The 18602-nt window shown below is 70.3% G+C and carries 11 protein-coding genes; 4 read left to right on the forward strand and 7 right to left on the reverse strand.

The window, feature by feature from the left end; genetic code table 11:
- Positions 1–749: 749 nt before the first annotated feature.
- The 3 genes from ADK64_RS27510 to ADK64_RS27520 all read right to left on the reverse strand — a co-directional run bounded on the left by ADK64_RS27510 (position 750) and on the right by ADK64_RS27520 (position 4838).
- The gene (locus tag ADK64_RS27510; protein ID WP_053663111.1) at positions 750–1754 is read right to left on the reverse strand and encodes a zinc-binding alcohol dehydrogenase family protein; all 1005 of its coding nucleotides are present in this window, start codon (positions 1752–1754) and stop codon (positions 750–752) included.
- Between the two features lie 250 nt (positions 1755–2004).
- Positions 2005–3948 (reverse strand): ATP-binding cassette domain-containing protein, encoded by a 1944-nt coding sequence (locus ADK64_RS27515; RefSeq protein ID WP_078992861.1) that lies wholly within the window; start codon positions 3946–3948, stop codon positions 2005–2007.
- Positions 3945–4838 (reverse strand): aminoglycoside phosphotransferase family protein, encoded by an 894-nt coding sequence (locus ADK64_RS27520; RefSeq protein WP_053663115.1) that lies wholly within the window; start codon positions 4836–4838, stop codon positions 3945–3947. The genes ADK64_RS27515 and ADK64_RS27520 overlap by 4 nt, the downstream gene beginning before the upstream one ends.
- A gap of 948 nt (positions 4839–5786) precedes the next feature.
- Between ADK64_RS27520 and ADK64_RS27525 the strand changes: the two genes are divergently transcribed.
- From ADK64_RS27525 to ADK64_RS27535, 3 genes are all read left to right on the forward strand, one after another.
- Positions 5787–6071 carry a hypothetical protein gene (locus tag ADK64_RS27525; RefSeq protein ID WP_159046340.1) on the forward strand — a complete coding sequence of 95 codons (285 nt, stop codon included), beginning with the start codon at positions 5787–5789 and terminating at the stop codon, positions 6069–6071.
- Positions 6068–6934: an RNA polymerase sigma-70 factor gene (locus ADK64_RS27530; protein ID WP_053663119.1), complete on the forward strand. Its 867-nt coding sequence runs from the start codon at positions 6068–6070 to the stop codon at positions 6932–6934. Before ADK64_RS27525 ends, ADK64_RS27530 begins: the two co-directional genes overlap by 4 nt.
- Before the next feature lie 418 nt (positions 6935–7352).
- Positions 7353–8636: a phosphatase PAP2 family protein gene (locus ADK64_RS27535; protein ID WP_053663121.1), complete on the forward strand. Its 1284-nt coding sequence runs from the start codon at positions 7353–7355 to the stop codon at positions 8634–8636.
- A gap of 439 nt (positions 8637–9075) precedes the next feature.
- On the opposite strand, the gene ADK64_RS27540 is transcribed toward ADK64_RS27535, so the two are convergent.
- Both ADK64_RS27540 and ADK64_RS27545 read right to left on the reverse strand, forming a co-directional pair.
- Positions 9076–9432, reverse strand: a complete 357-nt coding sequence (locus ADK64_RS27540; protein WP_053663123.1) for a hypothetical protein — start codon at positions 9430–9432, stop codon at positions 9076–9078.
- Between the two features lie 1193 nt (positions 9433–10625).
- Positions 10626–11804 carry a carboxylate-amine ligase gene (locus ADK64_RS27545; protein WP_234384716.1) on the reverse strand — a complete coding sequence of 393 codons (1179 nt, stop codon included), beginning with the start codon at positions 11802–11804 and terminating at the stop codon, positions 10626–10628.
- Positions 11805–12261: 457 nt separating this feature from the next.
- Between ADK64_RS27545 and ADK64_RS27550 the strand changes: the two genes are divergently transcribed.
- Positions 12262–12645 carry a hypothetical protein gene (locus ADK64_RS27550; protein ID WP_063789958.1) on the forward strand — a complete coding sequence of 128 codons (384 nt, stop codon included), beginning with the start codon at positions 12262–12264 and terminating at the stop codon, positions 12643–12645.
- A gap of 997 nt (positions 12646–13642) precedes the next feature.
- Here the strand turns inward: ADK64_RS27550 and ADK64_RS49120 are convergent.
- Both ADK64_RS49120 and phsA read right to left on the reverse strand, forming a co-directional pair.
- Complete coding sequence (locus ADK64_RS49120) at positions 13643–14950, reverse strand: DUF4157 domain-containing protein (protein WP_420713046.1); 1308 nt, start codon at positions 14948–14950, stop codon at positions 13643–13645.
- A 444-nt stretch (positions 14951–15394) separates the two neighbouring features.
- Positions 15395–17263 carry an O-aminophenol oxidase PhsA gene (gene phsA / locus ADK64_RS27560; RefSeq protein WP_199829720.1) on the reverse strand — a complete coding sequence of 623 codons (1869 nt, stop codon included), beginning with the start codon at positions 17261–17263 and terminating at the stop codon, positions 15395–15397.
- Between the last annotated feature and the right edge of the window lie 1339 nt (positions 17264–18602).

Here is an 18602-nt window from a genome sequence, read left to right on the forward strand (position 1 = left end):
GGCGCCCGAGTCACAAGTCCTGCGCCCGCCCGGCTTTCAGTAGCCACTTCCGTCTGTCTCGAAGTGGATGTCAAAGGCCCCGGATCCTTGACCCGTCCGGGGCCTTTGCGATGCCGCCCCGACAGGAACCGAGCCTACGGCGGCACCCGCTTGGGGGCCGGCTGCCCCAGAGTGTTCGACTGGTCTGCCCGGTAGCCCCGGGGCACCGCCCGCTACGGCCGCATGGCTGCCGCTCGACCCTCAGCAAGTGTCGGGCCGCCCGCACGCGGACTGCTCGGTGCGCGGCCCTCCTGCTGGCGTAGCAGCCTGCGCAGTACGCCGGTGAGCTGGGCGAGCACACCGTCCTCTGTCACTCGCATTGATGATCTCGCGTCGATCGTGTTCCGGCGTGCGCCCGCTGTTCAGCACATACCGGCGCCGGCTCACAGGCGCCACAGTCGACGCATTCGTCCGGGAGGGTGCACAGGGACCGTCGGCCCTCGTACAGCTGCGGTCCACGGGGCGTTCTGCGACGCAGGCCCAAGCAGCCGGCAAGGCGGTGGCGCCGGGGCAGGACAGCGGTGCGGAACCCGGTTCCCGGCGCGCGGCGGGCTTCGACGGGTCCGACCCCCAGACCACGGCGGCCTTCCGCGCCGCCACGAGGTTAGACCTGCCCGACTAGTGAAGGCCCCTGCGGCTTGCCGGGCCGCGTTCCGCGTACGGCGTCCTGGGCACCGCCCCCGAATCCCGGACCAGCTCGTATGCGGGGTTCACAGGTCGGTCAGCAGGACGGCCGCCCCGTCGAAGCGCCCCGCCTTGAGATCGCTGAGCGCCTGCTGCGCCTGGGAGAGCGGGTAGGGATGTGTGGTGGCCCGGACGTCGTACCGGGCCGCGAGTTCCAGGAAGTCGTGTCCGTCGTCCCGGGTGTTCGAGGTGACGCTGCGCACCTCTCTCTCGTAGAACAGTTCGCTCTCGTAGCGCAGCACCGGGATGTCGCTGAGGTGGATCCCCGCGACGGCCAGGACTCCGCCCCGGTCCAGTGCCCGCAGCGCCACCGGTACGAGTTCACCGGCCGGCGCGAAGAGGATGGCCCCGTCCAGCGGCTCGGGCGGAAGGTCGTAGGCTCCGCGGGCCGACGCACAGCCGAGGTCGAGCGCGAGCCGTCTCGAGGCCTCGTCGCGGGTCAGGACGTGCACGGTGGCACCCTGCGCCAGGGCCACCTGGGCGCACAGGTGCGCGCTGCCGCCGAACCCGTACAGCCCGAGACGTCCACCCGGCGGCAGTGACGTCCGCAGCAGCGCCCGGTAGCCGATGATGCCCGCGCACAGCAGCGGCGCCAGTGCGATGTCGTCCATGTCTGCCGGCAGCCTGTAGGCGAAGGCGGCCGGTACGGTTGTGTACTCTGCGTAGCCGCCGTCGGCGTCCCAGCCCGTGTACTCCGAGGCGGGGCACAGGTTCTCGTCCCCGCGCAGGCAGTATCGGCAGGTGCCGTCCGTACGGCGCAGCCACGCCACTCCGACGCGGTCGCCGACGGTCCACCCGCTCACGCCGGCACCGGTGTCGGTGACCGTGCCGACCACCTCGTGCCCGGGTGTCACCCCCGTTCGGTGCACCGGCAGGTCGCCCTCGGTGACGTGCAGATCGGTACGGCACACACCGCATGCCAGCACCCGCACCAGCAGTTCCCCGGCTCCCGGTACCGGGACGGGCCGCTCCACGAGCCGCAGCGGCTGTTGCTCGACGGGTCCCGGCCGGGACACCACCCATGCGCGCATCGCCTGTGCCCCCGTCCTGTCCCGTACTGCCCCTCTTCCTGTTCCTGTCCCCCTTCAGTGTGGCCGAGCGCACCGGCCGCCGCTCGGTACCGCATGTGGCGCATGCCGGGTCCGTGGTGCGGGCGCTGCTTCTTCGCCGGTGGGAGGTGTCCGTGTCCCCACGCAGGATGCTGCTGGGCAGACGCAGGGGAGGGGGAAAGGGGCCGTGCCGTCTTTCGGTATGGTCCGGCACGGCCCGTGGTGTGGAGGGTCAGCGGTCCTGGGCGAGGGCGTGCAGCTCGCCGAGCAGGCTGCCCTTGGTCGCGATGAGGTCCTCGTACCGGCCCTGCTCGCGGATCCGGCCCCGGTCGAGAACGACGACCCGGTCAGCCATTCTCACGTTGTCGAGCCGGTGTGTGACCACGATCGTGATACGGCCCGGCGCCATCGCCCGCAGCTCGCGGAAGATCGCGTGCTCGCCGCGGGCGTCCATCTCACTGGTCGGTTCGTCCAGCACGAGAACGGCCGGCTCCCGGTACATCGCCCGCCCGCACGCGAGGCGCTGCCACTGGCCCCCGGACAACTCCTGCCCGCCCCAGACGGATCGGGCGAGCAGGGTGTCGAGTTGTCGGGGGAGTGCCCGCAGTGCCTCGCCCATGCCGACCCGTTCCGCGACCGTCCAGATCCGGTCGTCGTCGTGCTCACTCGGCTGGCCGAGGGTGATGTTCTCCCGGGCCGACAAGGGCCAGTGGCCGTTCTTCTGCGGGACGAGACCGACGTGCCGCCACACCGATTCGGCGTCCGCGCCGGATAGATCGGTGTCGTCCCACAGAACGGCTCCTTCAGTGGCCGTGGTCAGCCCGGTGAGCAACCTGATCAGCGTGGACTTGCCGGCCCCGTTCTCGCCGACCAGAGCGACGACCTCGCCGCGCTCGAAGGTGAGCGTCACCGGATGCAGCGCAGGGATGTCCTTGGACCCGTAGGTGAATCCGGCGCCCTCCAGGCGGATCCGCCGGGGTGCTGTGACCTGCAGGGTGCCCCGGGCCGTGGTCATGGACCGGACCTCGTCGATGAACTCGTAGTAGTCGCTGAGATAGAGCCCGTGATGGAACATCACCGCTCCGTACCGGACGATCGAGTTGAGCGCGCGCCCAGCGGTCTGCGAGGCGACGACGGCCGTGCCCGCGACCGCCGCCGACATCGCGCCCGCCAGCACCAGCACGGCCAGCGCGACCCACATGCCGAGTGTGAACACCCCGGCCAGGGACGCGGCGAGCAGGGTCACCAGCAAATACGGGCGCGCGCCCGCCAGTTCCCGGCCCTCGACCCGGTCGCACATCGTCCGGTACCAGAAGTGCAGATACGGCCTCATCGTGTTGGCCCGCAGCTCGTCGGCGAGATCCGCGGTCGTCAACCACCAGCGCATCATGCCCCGTACATTGCGTGCGGAGATCGTCCGGTCGTGGACGCGGTAGTCGATGCGAGCGGCGATCACCCCGCCCAGGCCCCGCGGGATCACGGACAGCAGGAGCACGCCCAGGAGCAGCGGATGCAGGGAGGTGAGGACTGTCGCCGCGGAGATCAGCTGGACGAGGCCGTTGGTGAGTGTCTTGGCGTCGTCGACGAGGTCGACGGCGCGCAGCGCACCGATCTCCGCTGCCTGACTGCGGTCGGTGAAGCCCTCGGTGTCGTAGGCGGACAGTTCGGCGCGCATGTGCAGGTCGACCAGGGTGAGGTCGGCGACCGAGGCGATCTGCGGGTTCAGGCGCCTGGTCGCCCAGTCCGCGAGGATCCACATGCCCGCCCCCACGGCCATCGCCACGACCGCGACGGCCAGCGCCGGCCACGCCTGCTCCAGCCCCCGGCGCGGGTCGGATGCGGTCAGCTTCGGCAGGGCTGTGGCGACGGCGCTGAGCATCACCGCCGTTCCCAGGCCGGACAGCAGCTGGCAGACGAGGATCGTGACCGCCATACGCCGGTCGACGGACCAGGCGAGCCGGGCCGTCTGCGCCAGCGCCACGGGGATGCGACGGGCCATGTCCCACAGCGTCGCGTCGTCCATGGCACGCCGGTGCTTGCGCCCGTTGTAGTCGAGTTCGGGAGGCGCGGACGGCTGCGGTGTGCCGGTCCGGGCCGCCGGGACGGACACCGTCTCGCCGGCCTCACACCAGGCCTCCGCCACAGGTGCCTTCTCGTGATCACGGGGTGACGTCATGCGAACACCCCCGCCATGAGCCGGTCCAGGGTGCGGCGCCCTAGCGCGGTGACGACCGGATCGTCGTGCGCGGGGCCCCGGACCAGACAGCTCACCGCGTCCACAGCGGCCAGCCCCTTCAGCGCGTGCCGCTCGGCAAACATCAGATCGCGGCCGTAGCCCTGGAACCACGCAGCTTCCAGGTCGGGTCGATCCGCCCAGATCCCGCAGCTCATCGGCACGAAGTCCTGTACCGCTGCCGCGAACCGTGACCGCTCGAAGCCGATCCACCCGGCCTGCCCGAGGCGCGGGGACCACAGGAGATGGCGCGGCCCTGCGGCGCCGTGGATGAAGGCGAGCGGCAGGGGCGGCAGTTCGCGCAGTTGCCCGGCGAGGCCGCGCACCAGCTCGCGCTCCGCCGACGTCAGCAGATCGCCGGCCTGCCGCAACTGCCTGTCGGCGCTGTCGGCCGCGGCCAGCAGCGCCCGTTCCGCCGCAAGACGATGCGGGCCGGACAGGTCACCGGCGGTGTGCAGCCGGGCCAGCAGAGCGCCGCCCTGTCGGTGTGCCCGGCGCTCCCCGGTCACCGGCAGGGTCAGCTGCTCGAGCGGAGCGCCGGGTACGGCGGTCAGCAGCAGGGCCAGGTGTTCGGCGCTCGAGGCACACAGCTGCGGCACGTGGCCGGCGCCGAGCGCGGGAACCGCGTGGCGCAGGGCGAAGGTCTCCCGCTCGTACCTCGGAGGGTTCGGCGAGACCTTCAGATAGAAGCGCACGTCATCGGGGCGGCGAAGGGCCCAGACACGGGAGTTCTCGCGGACGGGTGCGGCGTCGTGTGCAACGGACACCTCTGCACCGAGTTCCCTGGCGGCCCAGGCGAGCAGGGCCGGCGCGGGCATGGTCGAGTGGGTCATGCACCCCACCTCGTAGACGGTCGTGACGCGGATGCGAACAGCGCGCGGCGGGCGTCGGCCGGGCGCCGGAGTGCGGTCGGGAACGTGGCCCGAGCCGGAGGGTTTTCGAACGCAGGCTGAAGAGCGACGGGTACGAGCATGGGATTCACGAGTCCTCCTCGGTAGGGGAAGCGGTTGGAGTACTGCGGACAACGGCCCTGATCACAGGACCGATACGGGTCGCGTCGAGCGAACGGTCGAGCGAAAGTTCGATGCGTGACGTGAACGGCAAGTGCTGTCGGCCTGAGCACGTGGCACGTGCCCGTTCGATTCACTCGTCGAGGGGACTGCGGCGTTGCCGTAACCCGAGCGGGGGATTGCGCGATGGCGTCGACGGCACCGGCCTCCTTCGGTCAGGCGTGGACATGGAGTGCGGACGGAACCCTGCTGCACGCCACTGACAACCAGTGGGTCCGGTGACGGGGATCCGGACAATCCGATCGGGCGCCGCAGCCACGTGCCGACCCGGGTCGCCAGGCCTCTGGCCTGGGCCGGAGGCGGGAGAAAGGATTCTCGAACTACGCGTCGAAGCCCAGCGGTTGAGCAGTCGCCGAGATGGCTTGAACTGTGCGCACTCGGCAGTGGCCGGGCCGTGTACCCGGGTGTCGGCACCGGCCATGAGCTGGTCGGGGGTTAACGTCGGCATGGGCATGGGCACCGACAGCTGATCCCAGTGGTCGTCCGACGTGATCGAGTGCCTATCAGGGCCCGCCCGGGCGGCATGTCACACCCGGGCGAACTGCCCCGTCCCCTCTGGTGAAGACGGATTCCCGAGCCGGAGGCGATCCCCATGGCCCGTATCTCGCGAGCTGGACCCCCAGCTCAAGCTGCCCGCCGTGATGGCCGGTTCGCACCTCGTCGACTGCTCTGGTGCACCGACTCGGCTACGGGGAGGCACACAACGAGGGCATGCCGAGTGCGAAGCTGCACGTCGTACCGTGCCGGCCCGAGCACCGTGAGGAGTTCACCGCACCGGAGCTGGACGTCCTGGAGCACGCCGAGGCGATGACCGGGACCCAGCCGTCCGTCAGCGACGAACCGGCGGCCCGGCTGATCGAGGAACTCGGCGCGCCCGCCTACGTCGAACTCACCGCCATGGTCGTCGTGGAGAACCTGCGCTCCCGGATGAACAGCGCCTTCGGGCTCACCGGCCAGGGCTCCTCGGACCGCTGCGCGGTACCGTCGCGTGCGTGACCGCACTCGAACTCTATGAACGACACCGGCCCGAGCTGTTCGGCATCGCCTACCGGATGCTGGGCAGCTCCGCCGACGCCGAGGACATCCTCCAGGACGCCTGGCTCAGATGGAGCACCGTCGACGTCGAGGCGATCACCCACCCCCGCGCGTTTCTCTGCCGGATCGTCACCAACCTGTCGCTCAACCGCGCGCAGTCGGCCGTCGTCCGGCGGGAGTCGTACGTGGGTCCGTGGCTGCCGGAGCCCCTGGTGACCACGCCCGATGCCAGCGGCGGGATCGAGCAGGCGGAGGCGATCTCGCTGGCGATGCTCGTGGTGCTGGAGACCCTGTCGCCGCTGGAGCGGGCGGTGTTCATCCTCAAGGAGGTGTTCGGCTTCGGCTATGCCGAGATCGCCGGAATGCTGGAGCGCACCGAGGCCTCGGTGCGCCAGGTAGGCAGCCGGGCCCGCAGTCATGTGCAGGCCCGCCGGCCTCGGTACGACGCGCCCGCCGAGGTGCGGCGCAAGGTCACCGACGAATTCCTGGCCGCCTGCATCGGCGGGGACATCAACCGGATGATGGCCATGCTGGCCCCGGACGTGACCGCCTGGAGCGACGGCGGCGGGAAGGTCCGCGCCGCCCTGCGCCCGATCTTCGGCCCCGAGAAGGTCGCCCGTTGGATCCTCGGAGTCCTCTCCACCTCGATCCCGGACTACGGCGTGTACGAGGCGCTGGTCAACGGGCGCCCGGGCCTGGTCGTCACCTCCGGCGCCCATCCGGACTCGGTGGGCTGCTGCGACATCGCGGAGGACGGCACCATCAGCGCCATCAGGCTGATCCGCAACCCTGACAAGCTCACCCACGTCCGGCTCGCCGGCTGACTTTCAGGGTCGCGTCGCCAGTCCGCGGGGGGACGCCGAGCCGCCGCGGTTACCTGCACATTCACGCCTGGCACCGACGACCAGGGCTGACCGACGTACTGAGCTGAACGGTGCGCCGCGGGGCCCTGTAGGCCGTCCCCCTGACGCTCAAGGGCCGCATCACCGCGATCGGACACCGCCTCGGCCGCCAGCCCGGAGCGGACAGATCTCCTCACCACTCGGATAACATGATCCAACCCATGGCGAGCGCCCTCGTCGCTCGTCCTTCACCGGAAGGCCTTGCTATCCGGAACGAAGAGTGACCTTTAGTTAATTGACAACTGACAAATCGGCCAAGTAATTGATACCTACAATATCGCGGACGTTCTCGCGAATAAATTGCCTAACCAAGTCCGCCGTGTGGCGTCAACCACGCGCGATGTTGTGGGTCGCGGCGGGTGTGGTGGCCTTCGGGTTCATCATCGCGCTGGAGATCGCCGCGCGTAGTCATGGCATTCAGGGGCCACTCACCAATCAGGCGCGGGAGGTGATATTCCCGCCCAAATCTGGCTTCCTCCTGTACGCCAGTCTGGCGTTGACAATGGTGGTGCTCACTCGGCGGCAACGGTTGATCGCCGCTGGCGCCGCGATCGGCATCGACGTCGTCTTCGCGTTGGTGCGGTGGGCGCTCGGCGTCAGAGTGGCCGACGGCCACCCTTTCGGCAACGGCGCGTTGTGGGTGATCTTGGGCTGTGCGGTCATCGCCCTCACACGCCGCGCAGGGCGGGAACGCGTCCTGCTGCTGAAGGGTGTCGGGCTGGGGCTGCTGCTGGTGGCCGGCCGCAAGGCGGGCGACATATGGCTGCTCATCACGTCGAAGACCCGCCCCGCGGTGTTCGACCAGTACGCGGCGACCGCCGATCACGCGCTGGGCAACCCGTCGTGGCTGGTGGGCCGGATGGTCCGGGCCAGTGGTCCGATCGGTGCTCATGTTCTCGACTACGTCTACATCCAGCTCGCGGTGGCCGCGGTCGTCGTCGCGCTGTACCAGCTGCGCGACGTGGCGGTCCAGGGCCGATTCCCGCGCCACTATCTGGTGCGCACGTTTCTGGTCATCGGTCTCCTCGGGCCGGCCATCTACATGATCTTCCCGGTGGTCGGACCGGTCTTCGCCTACGGCGCCGACGGCGGGCACTGGGCGGTGGCCAACCTGTGGCCGGACACGCCGCCGCCGATCAGTGCCCCGCGCCAGATGCCGTTCGACGAGATCACGCCGCGCAACTGCATGCCCAGTCTGCACACGGCGTGGGCAACGGCGATTTTCATTCATTCCCGTAAAGGTCCACGCATTCTGCGATTCGCAGGCGCGTTCTGGCTGATCGCCACGCTCGGCGCGACGCTGGGCTTCGGTTACCACTACGGCGTCGACCTCATCGCGGGCGCGGTGTTCGCGCTCACGGTCGAGGCGGCTCTGCGCTCGCTCGCCCGTGGCTGGGATCGGTCAGGGACCCGGCTGGTCGCCCATGGAACAACGGTCTTCGCCGCACTCCTGGTGTCCTATCGCTATCTGCCGATGGAGATGGCCGAACATCCATGGGTGTTCGGACCACTTCTCCTTCTGTCGCTGGCCTCAGTGGTCCACGGCTACGTACGGACAACCAGACTGTGGGAAGCGGAGGCCACGCCAGTACGGCAACCGGAACCGCAACCCCAACCCGTGTGAGTCACGTAGTTCCGGGAGCCCCCCCGGGCTCCCGAAACGCGTGAAGAATCGGTGGTCTCCCGCCCCACACGCGTGAGCTTGCCGGGACTGCGCACGTGACAGGAGCCGGTGACGCAGCCGCTGTCGACCCGGACCGCCAGCATGCTCGACCGGGATGCACGGTGAGCGTGGGGCGGTGACGGCCCCGAGCGAGGCCGACGGCCGACGTTCCGAGGCCGCGCAGTAGGTGGCCGGCTGATCCGGTCCCGGGCCGAGACGGGAGGGCACCAGGGGGCCTGTTGGTGGCCCGGTCGTCAGCTGCGCCAAGAGGTTGTGCCGAGGAAACCACCGGACGCGCGCGAGGACGAGGTCGTACGACGCCGGATCGGCCGTTTCTGTGGCCGGAACACCAAGGGTGTCCCGGCCACGTCCTCAGAGCCTCAGAGCATCAGCGGGTCGGTCAGCAGCTGGCGGCAGAGCTGATACGGACCTTGTCGACCACCCAGGAGTTGAACGTGGTGGTGCTGCTCGGCGGGGTGCAGTAGGTCTTGCCGTTGGTGAAGTGCGTGTAGACGATGTCGTCGTGACGGGTGTTCACCATGGAGCTTGCGCCCTTGCTGGCACCCAGGTTCTGCCAGGAGCTGGTGACGTCCTTGAAGGAACCGGTCTTGGTGGAGCCCTTGTAGAAGCAGACGTACGGGTAGGGACACGCGGCGGTGGCGGCCTTCGGGGCGGCCGATGCCATCGGTGCGAAGGCGAGGCCGGAGCTGAAGGCCACAGCGGCCAGCGAGAAGGCCAGGCGCTTGCGTGTGTTCATCGGATCGGTTTCCTTCCCAGTGTCGGGCCGGGGTCCCCCCGTTGGGTCCCCCCGTAGCGGCCCGCCGTGCGCGGCCCGGTGGTGAGCCGGTGCCGCTGTGCTGCTGGCCTGAGAAGTTACGGGCGGCACGGGGGCGGGGGCGTCCAGCACCGGGTTGAACTCCAGCCAAGACGACGGCGGTAGCGGTGTACTTCCTGCAACCTGCGCCGTACCGCGACGGGTTGACGTTTCGGGGCGGCGCGGGGCGGGGCGTCGGCGGGAGGGGTGGCGGGCGCCACGCGTGTTCGGCGCCCGTGCGGTAGGAGGCCTCCTGCCACGTCGCCACGGCGGTGATGCACGTGCTGCTGCGGCGGCAAGAGCCGCTTCCGCGACGGCGCGGAGACGGTGCCGATGGACGGGTCCGCAGTCCTGGACCGGCTGTGGCCCGGCCTGGCCGCGCTCGAGGACGAGGTCGTACGCTGGTGGGGCGTCTTCCGTGCCTCGCTGACCCGGCCGATCCGCTGGGAGCCGGTCGCCCAGCAGGTGTTGCGGCGCTTCACCCGCGGCTGCCTCCAAGCACCCCACGTACCAGGCCCCGGAAGAACTCGGACGTGCCGTACGTACCGTCTTCGCGTGCGACTGCCTTGCGGCGAACACCGTGCTCCACCACGGCAAGGACGGAGTGCTCTGCGGCCCGGACGAGGAGCACGCCGAGACCTCGGGATGACCCTCACCAGGGGGCGCCCCGGGGAGAGAGGAATACCTCGGACGACTCCTCGCCCCGTGACGCAGGCCCCTCACGAGGGCCCGTCCGCTCTCCCCACTCCGGTGATCCCGATGCGCTTCACGGTGTCTTCCTCCAAGGTGCGTAACGATGGTGGCGTGTGTCGGTCCGGGGCAGTCGCGTTGATGTGATGCCGGGTCCGGTGCGGTCGGCCATGGAGACGGCCCGGGCGGGGTCGTCGAGGGTGCTGCGGGACAGGCGGCGGCTGTCGTAGGCGACGACGGTGAAGACGTCGGCGTGGCGCGGGACCAGGGCGGCGGTGCGGTCGGCGTCGCCGTTCGCCGCGGCCGGGGCTTCAGGCTCCGTGTGGCACGTACGAGAACCGCGTCAACGCCCTCCCCGGTTCGCCGAGGTCGTGAACTACCGGCGAGTTGCTTACCCGCTCGCGTCCGGGCTGGGACTGCCGGGCCGAGTGCGAGGTCACCGTGTGTCAGTGACGGTGCGTGCCGGGGGCTGTGAGGGTGTGGGAGAGGAGGTAGTCGACGGTGTCGGCCGGACGTCGGTGGCGTCGCCAGGCGGCGCGTTGGCGGACTGCTCCGGTGCCATGGAGGTGGAGCCGAGACAGCAGGGAGTCGACCTGGCTGGTGTCACCGTGCCAGGCGAGAGCGGGACGGATCCAGGCCAGTAGCCGGTGCATCCGGCGCGAGGACGGGGTGAGCTGGCGGGAGACAGGGTCGAGGATCGTCCCGGTGAGCCCCTCGCGAGCACTGCGCCATGACGCCGCGCGCAGCAGGTGAGGCTCGGGCCGTGGGGCGGGCCGGCCCGCGCGGACGTCGGCGAGCGCGGTGGCGGCGGCCGCGCGCACCAGAGCGGCGATCAGCACGGTGTCATCGACGGTCAGGCCCGCGTCCGCGAGGCGCACCTCCAGAGTGGGCAGGTGGTGGGAGGGCCGGATGTCCCAGTAGATCCCACCGGCATCGAGTACGACGCCGGTGCCGATCAGCGTGGCGACCGCATCGTCGTAGTGTGCGGCCGACTCGAAGTACGGCGGGGGACCGGCGGCCGGCCAGCGAGCCCAGCACACCGTGCGCCAACTGGCGTGGCCGGTGTCCCGCCCGCCCCACAGCGGCGAGTTCGCCGTCGCCGCGATCAGCACCGCGATCCAGGCCCGCAAATGATTGCTGACCTGGACGGCCTCCTCACGGCTGGCCATGCCGACATGGACGTGGCAGGCACAGCACACCTGCTCCTCGTCCAGTGCTCCGAAGGCACGCGCACTGCGCTCGTACCGCTCACCCGGCGTGAACGGCGGTGCACCCGTGGGTGAGAGCACCGGCGTACCGCTGGAGACCAGCCCGGCTCGGTGGGCGGCGGCCGCACGCGACAGTTGAAGCCGGTTGGCATACAGCTGTTCGGCGAGCGCGCCGAGATTCCGGTGGGGTTCGGTGCGCGTTTCCACCTGGTAGCGCGTCAGCTCCGGAGTGACCAGGTTGTCGAGCTTGGCCCGGGCGGTCACGATGACCGGCGCGGCCGCCGGCACCAGCAAGCGTGTGTGCGGATCGACGAGGAGGAACTCCTCCTCCACCCCCACCGTCAGACGCGGCCCGGTCGCCATCGCCACCGGCGCGCAGGTGGCTCTCGGCCCGGGCGTGTTCCCGCTGCGGGACATTCGGCTCTCCACAGACAGGATCCTTCACCGGCAGACCACCGGTCTCCCTCCACCGGAGAAAAAGCGCCGCGAACCGACCGGCAGATGGCCGAAGAGCGTGATGCGTGGACGGATTCGGCACCGCCCACTCCGGTGCGCGCACCTGTGGGTCGGCACTGCGCCCGGTCTTCACGGGGGGAGTCGGCTTGCTCCCGTTTGCGGGGCGGGGATGTCGGGTCGCTCTGCCGACGACGTCCTGGTGGACGACGGGCTCAAGGCAGGATGTGATCGACCTGGCGGATCCGTCGGCAAGGATTGAGCCGCCGGTGGTGGCGGAGGCGGTGACCCGGAGCGAGCAGGTCGCCCATGGTGGACGGGTCCGCGACCGGCCGTCCGGTGGACGGTCCATCGGACTGAGGGTGGCGGTCGGCCCCTGAAATTGCGGCAGGCCTCGCCGTCGCGGCTCTAGAGTTCGGCCATGGGGAGCAGGCGCAGGATCCGTCGCATCGTGGTGGGCGGCACGGTGTACGGATGGTGTTTCGGGCACCGGCACGATCGTGTGCGGGGCTACCCCGGCTGCAGCAGCACGGTGACGCTGTGGTGTCCGGGCAGCCGGGCCTGTCTACGTCTGGCGTTCCGTCCGGCATCCGACCGGGCCATCGCCGACGGCTACTTCGACGAGGGCGCGGTGGTGCGCCTGCCGGACCGCGAGTATCTGAATCTCCACGAACCCGGCAGTGTAAGGGCGTTGCTGGACGAGGCCCTGGCTCGTGGGCTCTTTCCCGCGACGGGGTCCGCGGAGGTGGACGGCTGGCCCCTGTTCGACGCGGTGAGACCGCAGGATCCGTTGGACGGGCCGTAGCTGACGTGGGTCGACGGCCATCGACGACCGTGACTTGGTGAGCGCATCGGTCTCCGCCGGCAGTGGTCGTCCACCACTGGGCTGAGTGGTGCGGCGTCGACGCGCGTGGGCAGGCGTTCCTGCGGAGGCTCGAACCCGAGACCGGTGGCCACTGGCACTGACGCGTCATCGCCGCCCTCACGCAACTCCGCACCGCGCGCGACGCGGCCGTCGATCTGCACGGCCCTTGGGATCTCAACTCCGATGCATCGCCGACCAGTTGGTTCGACGGCCATCGACCGAACGCGACTCGTTGCCTGCGCGGAGAGATTGCGTCCGGCGTTACGGCAAACGCCGCAGGGCGTCTGGCCAACGCGTCGCGGAGGGCTGACGGCAGTGCGGTGGTGGTGTCATGGTCGAGTTTTCTGGAGCTGAACGGCGGCTTCGACGCCCAGGTGTTCGCCTCGCGAGCCGGTGTATCGAGGGTCCCATCCGGCGCCGGCCTCGTCTGCTCGCGCGGCTCACCGTCCGCCCGCACGATCTGCCGACCGGAGGCGACGACTCGACCAGGGTGATGGTCCTCGGACGTTCGCCTCGCTGATCCGCCGCGTGCGGCCCTGACTCCGAGGTCCTCCAGCTCGTCCACGCCCAGGCGGTCGAAGCGGTGCGGCCGACGCCGCACAGCCTTCGACCCGCACCTCAACTCCCGTGCGACAGCGAGCACTCGCAGCCCGGACGGGCTCAGCTCGACCAGCCGGGCCCGTCATGCCGGGCCACGAGGAATCCGGCACCGGGTCATACTCGGAGGCCATCCCCCGCCGGACTGGCTCACCGCTCATCACCTGCCGCCACCGACGATGCGACCTGAGCTGAGAGGGGTAGGGCCAACAGCGAGTTCCCACCCGTCCGGTCCGGGCTCAACCCGGACAGCGGCAGGTCCAGCTCTGCCGTTCGTGGCTTGCACGAATGTGCCGCCCGGCACCCACCTCGTCGAGTACCTCGATGCCGACCCTGCGGGCTACCGGCCGCCTCTGCGGCGCAGGCGCCTGCCCACGATCCCGTTGAGGATCTCGGTGTGGCGCCCCTTGAGGGCCGCGATCGGCACCTCGATGGTCACGTAGGTCTCGTGGCCGTCTCGGCGCCCTTCCACGCTGTCGGGATCGTTCCAGCGGAGCTCCGTACCGCCGGCCTCGAAGTGGTCGATGTCCGGGACCGTCTGGACGAGCACGCGGCTTCCTTCCGGAGTGGGAAGCTCGATCCACCAGTGCTCGGGAGCGCCGGCCGTACCGGTCATCTTGTAGTGGCACATGACCCAGCCGGCCGGGTCGTTGTGCTGGATCCGAAGGCCGTGCGCCGTCACGAAGTTCTCGACCGAGCGCTGCATGAACGGACGGATCGTCTCCTCGTCGTGCTGCTCGTCGAGACCGGCCGGGCCGGAACTCAGCCCCGCGCTCTGCATCTCGCCCCGCAGCTGGTCCAGCTCGCTCTTGACCGCGGGCTCCAACCGGTCGAGCTCCGCCACGGCGCTCTCGTCGATCCAGCCAGTGAGGTAGTCCCAGTACTGTCCCCGGTCGATACCGCCGGAATCCGCAGCGGCGCGCACGGCCCACTCCCAGCAGGCGGCCCCCTCGGCCGTCTTGGGAATTCTCCTCGCCTGCCCGGAGCCCTCGTCATAGGTCGGCTCCCGGCCCACCGGGTTCGCGATCTCGGCGATCGCCTCAGCGGAGACCCCGTTGTCCTCCTCACGGCCGCGCTTGCGCTCCCTCGCCCGCTGAACGGCGGGGGCCGGGCTGCCGCCCTCCGCGCCATGGACGGCATGGCCGGCCTTGACGGCCCGTGCGACGACGGGGCTACTGAGAGCGCGCCTCGCGTTGGCCTCGGCTTCGCGTTCGAAGCGGTCGCCGGGGTCGGAGACGGACAGGCCGTTGCCGTTGTCGGTGCCGGAGACGGGGCCCTTGCGCTGCTGGATGACGTGGGTGAGTTCGTGAGCGAGGGTGTGCCTGTCGGCACCCCCGTCACCGATGACGACGTGTTCGCCGGAGGTGTAGGCACGAGCGCCGATCTCGGCCGCGGAACGGCGAGCCTCGGCACCGGTGTGCACGCGCACGGCGGAGAAGTCGGCACCGAGACGGGCTTCCATGTCGGTGCGGGTGGACGCGTCGAGCGGCCGGCCACTGCCTCGCAGTACGCCATGTACGGCCGAACGCTGCACCGTCGGTGCGGCCTCGGCCGTCGACTGCTCCTGCTCGTTCTCGTGGCCGCAACCGGGACCGTGCTGGTGGCGTTCCTGCGCCCCCGGGTGCCCGGCCCGGCGCAGCAACTGCACGACGGCATGGTTGCCGATGGAGGGTTGCAGGCCGATGGGACCGGCCGTTCTGTCCCCGCCCAAGGGGCGCCGCAGAGCTGTCTGCTGCGATGTGGACGGTTCCCGGTCGGTTGCTCGGCTGCTGCGCGCCTGCACGTTGGCCCTCTCCTGTCGGGGGTTGAGTGTCCTGCATACCAGGGCTGCGGTCGAGAGACGAGCGGCGAATGGGCACTGCTGCTGCCCATTCGGGCAGTAGCACAGGGGTCCGTGGGTCTGGGTGCGACCTGCCGCAGGCGAGGTGACGGCCTTCACCACCCGGTCCAGGCCGTCACCCACATCCACAACATCGCCTTCACCGCATGAACAGACGACCCCCGAGCGTCCTGGCGCCGGCCGTGGGCGAGCACGAGATATCCGGGGCTGACCGGCCGGAGGACGGCCGGTCGACCAGCCGCGGGTCGTGTCTCAGCCCATGTGTCCCCCTCCATGCCCGCCGTGCCCGGCGCCGTGGTCGAACTTCATGGCCTCGGCCGGCATGACGACGAAGGGCCGCATCATGCCCATGTCCTCGTGCTCCAGCAGATGGCAGTGGTACATGAACCGGCCGTACGCTCCGTCGAAGCGGCCCATGACCCGCAGCATCTGGTTCCCGGGCACGCGGAAGACGTCCTTGTTGCCGCGTTCGTTGGGGGCGAGCGGTATCGCTCGGCCGGCGTCGTACCGCAGCGGCGTACGGGTGCCACCGACGGCCGGGTCGAAGCCCGAGACGTCGTAGGCGTCCCGGCCGAGCAACTGGAAGTCGGCCAGATGGATGTGCATGGGGTGGACGATGGGCGCGAGGTTGAGGAAACTCCACTGCTCGTAGTCGCCCTCGGCGATGGTGAAGCCGAGGGCGTCGTTGAACGTCCTGGAGGTGCGCCGGTACGTCTTGGTCGTGCCGTCGGGACCGGTGACCTGCACGATGCCGTCGGCCGGGAGCGTGAGGCCGCCCGGGTCCTCGGCCTCGGTCATTTCCCAGATCTCCGGGTGGCCGCCGGCGCCCTTGGTGGCGGGCGGGGTGAGCAGGACCAGGCGGTGGCCGTGCGGGAGGTCGTGGGTGAGGCGGCGGAAGGAGCCGGAGAGCACCTCGGGCAGTTCGAAGGTGTCCTCCTCACCGCAGGTCTCGCGGATGCGGAACTCCAGCACCGCCGGGTAGCGCACGTCGCCCGCCGGGTCGGGCACGCCCGCCGGCTGGTTGGGACCCTTGTTCACCAGCCGCAGGGTCCGGCCGGCCATCGAGCGGAAGTCGACCAGCAGGTCGAAGCGCTCGGCGGGCGCGGCGGTCAGCGTGGGCAGGTCCCCTTCGAAGTCGACCGGCACGGGGCGTGGCAGCAGCCCGCCGTCGCTACCGATCTGGTGCACGATCCCCGGCACCGGGTCGCCGGCCTCGTCGATCAGGACCAGCTCGAAGATGCGCGCGTTGGAGGCGTTGACCAGCCGGAAGCGGTACCAGGCGGCGTCCACCTCGGCGTGGGGCCAGATGCGGCCGTTGACCGTGGTGTACGGGCCGGTGAAGGGGATGGAGACCGGCTTTCCGGTCTCCGGGTTGCTCTGCTGGACGATCACCGTCTTGTGCAGCAGCCGGCCATTGAGGCGGCCGTCCTCGTCGGTGTCGAGGTTGCGGTCGGCGAGGAGCAGCGGGATCTCCCGTTCCCCGGACGGAAGGTGAAGGGCATCCTCCTCGCCGTCACGGACGAGATAGGTGCCGTACAGGCCCGTCATCACGTTCCAGCGCGTGATGTTCATGGCGTGGTCGTGGTACCACCACTGCACCGCCTGATGGTCGTTGGGGTACTCCGACAGCTGGGCGTCGCCGTACCCGACGGCGTTGTCCGCCCAGCCGTCGTTGCCGCCGCCGGTCTGGGCGCCGTGCAGATGGGTCACGGTCCAGGCAGGCAGGGCGGCGACGTCCTTGTCCGGCTCGACGCCCTCTCGGCCCGGCTCCGTCGAGGCAGGCGGGGTGCCGGGCGCGCGGGCGGGCACCCCGACGGCGGTGACCGGGAACTCGCTGTCCTTCGGTATGCGGTTGGTCCAGGCGATGCGGACGCGCTGTCCGCGCCGCACCTCGATGGTCGGGCCCGGGACATGGCCGTCGTACCCCCACATCAGGGTCGGCGGCAGCTGCGGATGGAGGCGCACCCAGGCCGGGCGCAGAGCGATCTCGGTCTCGCGCAGGACATCGTCCGTGGCGGGACGCAGGACCGGAGGAATGGTCAACGGCGCCGCGTACGGCGTCAGTTCATCCGGCGTGCGCTGCTGAGCGATCTCCCCGGTGAGCCTCTCCAGCCCGTTCATGGTCTCGGTCAAGGTCGAACACCCCCGTGTTCTTGACGCGTGTTGTTCCCCTTACCAAGCAAGACTCCCGAGGACGCACAGAAGTTCCCTGAATGTCGGCAACGGCCTGGCGGGTCTGCTCCCGCCGTGTGCAGGCCTGCGCGTCACCGTCACGCCCGGCCAGGTCTCCCAGAGTGGCCTGCGCTCGCGGACTCTCGTGCCGGCCTGACTCCCCACACAGCCTACGGCCAGGGAATACGCGGCCGACCGCAACTGGTCGGTATGCTCGGTCGGATCAGATACCAGGGTGACGGCGGAGCACTTCGAGGAACGGCGCGGCCCGGTACCGCGCTCGGAACCAACCGGCTGGTGATGGTCGACCGTGACCACGGCCGTCGGCCGCAGCCCGATGCCGACGGTCTCGTCGAGGTCGTGCTCCACGGAGAGCCTTGAAGGGGCCACCATCAGGCTCGGCCGGGCTCCCGCAGTCCCGGCGGACCGGCGGCGTTCCGTGGGTCGTGCTGACCGTCAACGCCGACCGCCCGCTGTTCTGGTTCTTCGCCCGCCCCGGTCTGACCTCCCTCGTCGACCTGGTTGGCCTACGGCTCGCGGTACACGCCTCCCGCACGGCGCCCGGGCGCTTCGCCCGCATCGTGCCGCGCAAGGCCGCCGGTCTTGACTCGGACCGCGGCATCCACTGCATTGCCCGGAGGCCCGGAGGCCCGGAGGCCCGGAGGCCCGGAGGCCCGGAGGCCCGGAGGCCCGGAGGCCCGGAGGCCCGGAGGCCCGGAAGCCCGGCGACCAGGGCATGGACCTGCGCCGACTCCGCGACAGCACCATCGACGCCGCCGCCGTCGGCAGCACCGTGGCGCCGCAGGCGGTAGCCGCCGAGACCGTGATCGCCGAGGTCGCCCCCGAATTCGCCGTCCTCGCCGCCGACCCCGCAGTCGACTCCTCCCGCACCGCAGCCCGGGCGCCGGAGGCGGATGCCCGACCGCATCCGGCACGAGACCAAGATTCCGCAGGGGTACCTGGCCAGGGCCGGTCCGATCCCGTACCCGATCGTGTGCGCCACCCGGTTCGTGGAGCTGGGCGGCAGTCTCTGTGACACCCGCGCTGCCTGGCGCCGGCTCCGGGTTCGGGGTGTGTTCGGCGGGGTCTGTTCGGGTGTGGTGTGCGGGCGGGGTGGGGGCCGTTTCGGCCCCTGGAAGGGGGTCTGGGGGGTGACGCCACCCATAGGAGGCAGATCACATCCTATCCAGCATAGGAGAACCACAACGCCCCGAACAGCATGTAAAACCGTCATACAGGCCCATATCGGGCATTTCTCCGATGTGGGGTAGTACGTCACATCATTGCG

Source organism: Streptomyces sp. MMG1121, assembly GCF_001280015.1.
GTDB lineage: Bacteria > Actinomycetota > Actinomycetes > Streptomycetales > Streptomycetaceae > Streptomyces.

Bases quoted from the DNA above. Each gene is read 5' to 3' on its own strand.
- ADK64_RS27510 (WP_053663111.1), bottom strand. From the start codon at position 1,754: ATGCGCGCATGGGTGGTGTCCCGGCCGGGACCCGTCGAGCAACAGCCG.
- ADK64_RS27515 (WP_078992861.1), bottom strand. From the start codon at position 3,948: ATGACGTCACCCCGTGATCACGAGAAGGCACCTGTGGCGGAGGCCTGG.
- ADK64_RS27520 (WP_053663115.1), bottom strand. From the start codon at position 4,838: ATGACCCACTCGACCATGCCCGCGCCGGCCCTGCTCGCCTGGGCCGCC.
- ADK64_RS27525 (WP_159046340.1), top strand. From the start codon at position 5,787: ATGCCGAGTGCGAAGCTGCACGTCGTACCGTGCCGGCCCGAGCACCGT.
- ADK64_RS27535 (WP_053663121.1), top strand. From the start codon at position 7,353: ATGTTGTGGGTCGCGGCGGGTGTGGTGGCCTTCGGGTTCATCATCGCG.
- ADK64_RS27540 (WP_053663123.1), bottom strand. From the start codon at position 9,432: ATGAACACACGCAAGCGCCTGGCCTTCTCGCTGGCCGCTGTGGCCTTC.
- ADK64_RS27545 (WP_234384716.1), bottom strand. From the start codon at position 11,804: ATGTCCCGCAGCGGGAACACGCCCGGGCCGAGAGCCACCTGCGCGCCG.
- ADK64_RS27550 (WP_063789958.1), top strand. From the start codon at position 12,262: ATGGGGAGCAGGCGCAGGATCCGTCGCATCGTGGTGGGCGGCACGGTG.
- phsA (WP_199829720.1), bottom strand. From the start codon at position 17,263: ATGAACGGGCTGGAGAGGCTCACCGGGGAGATCGCTCAGCAGCGCACG.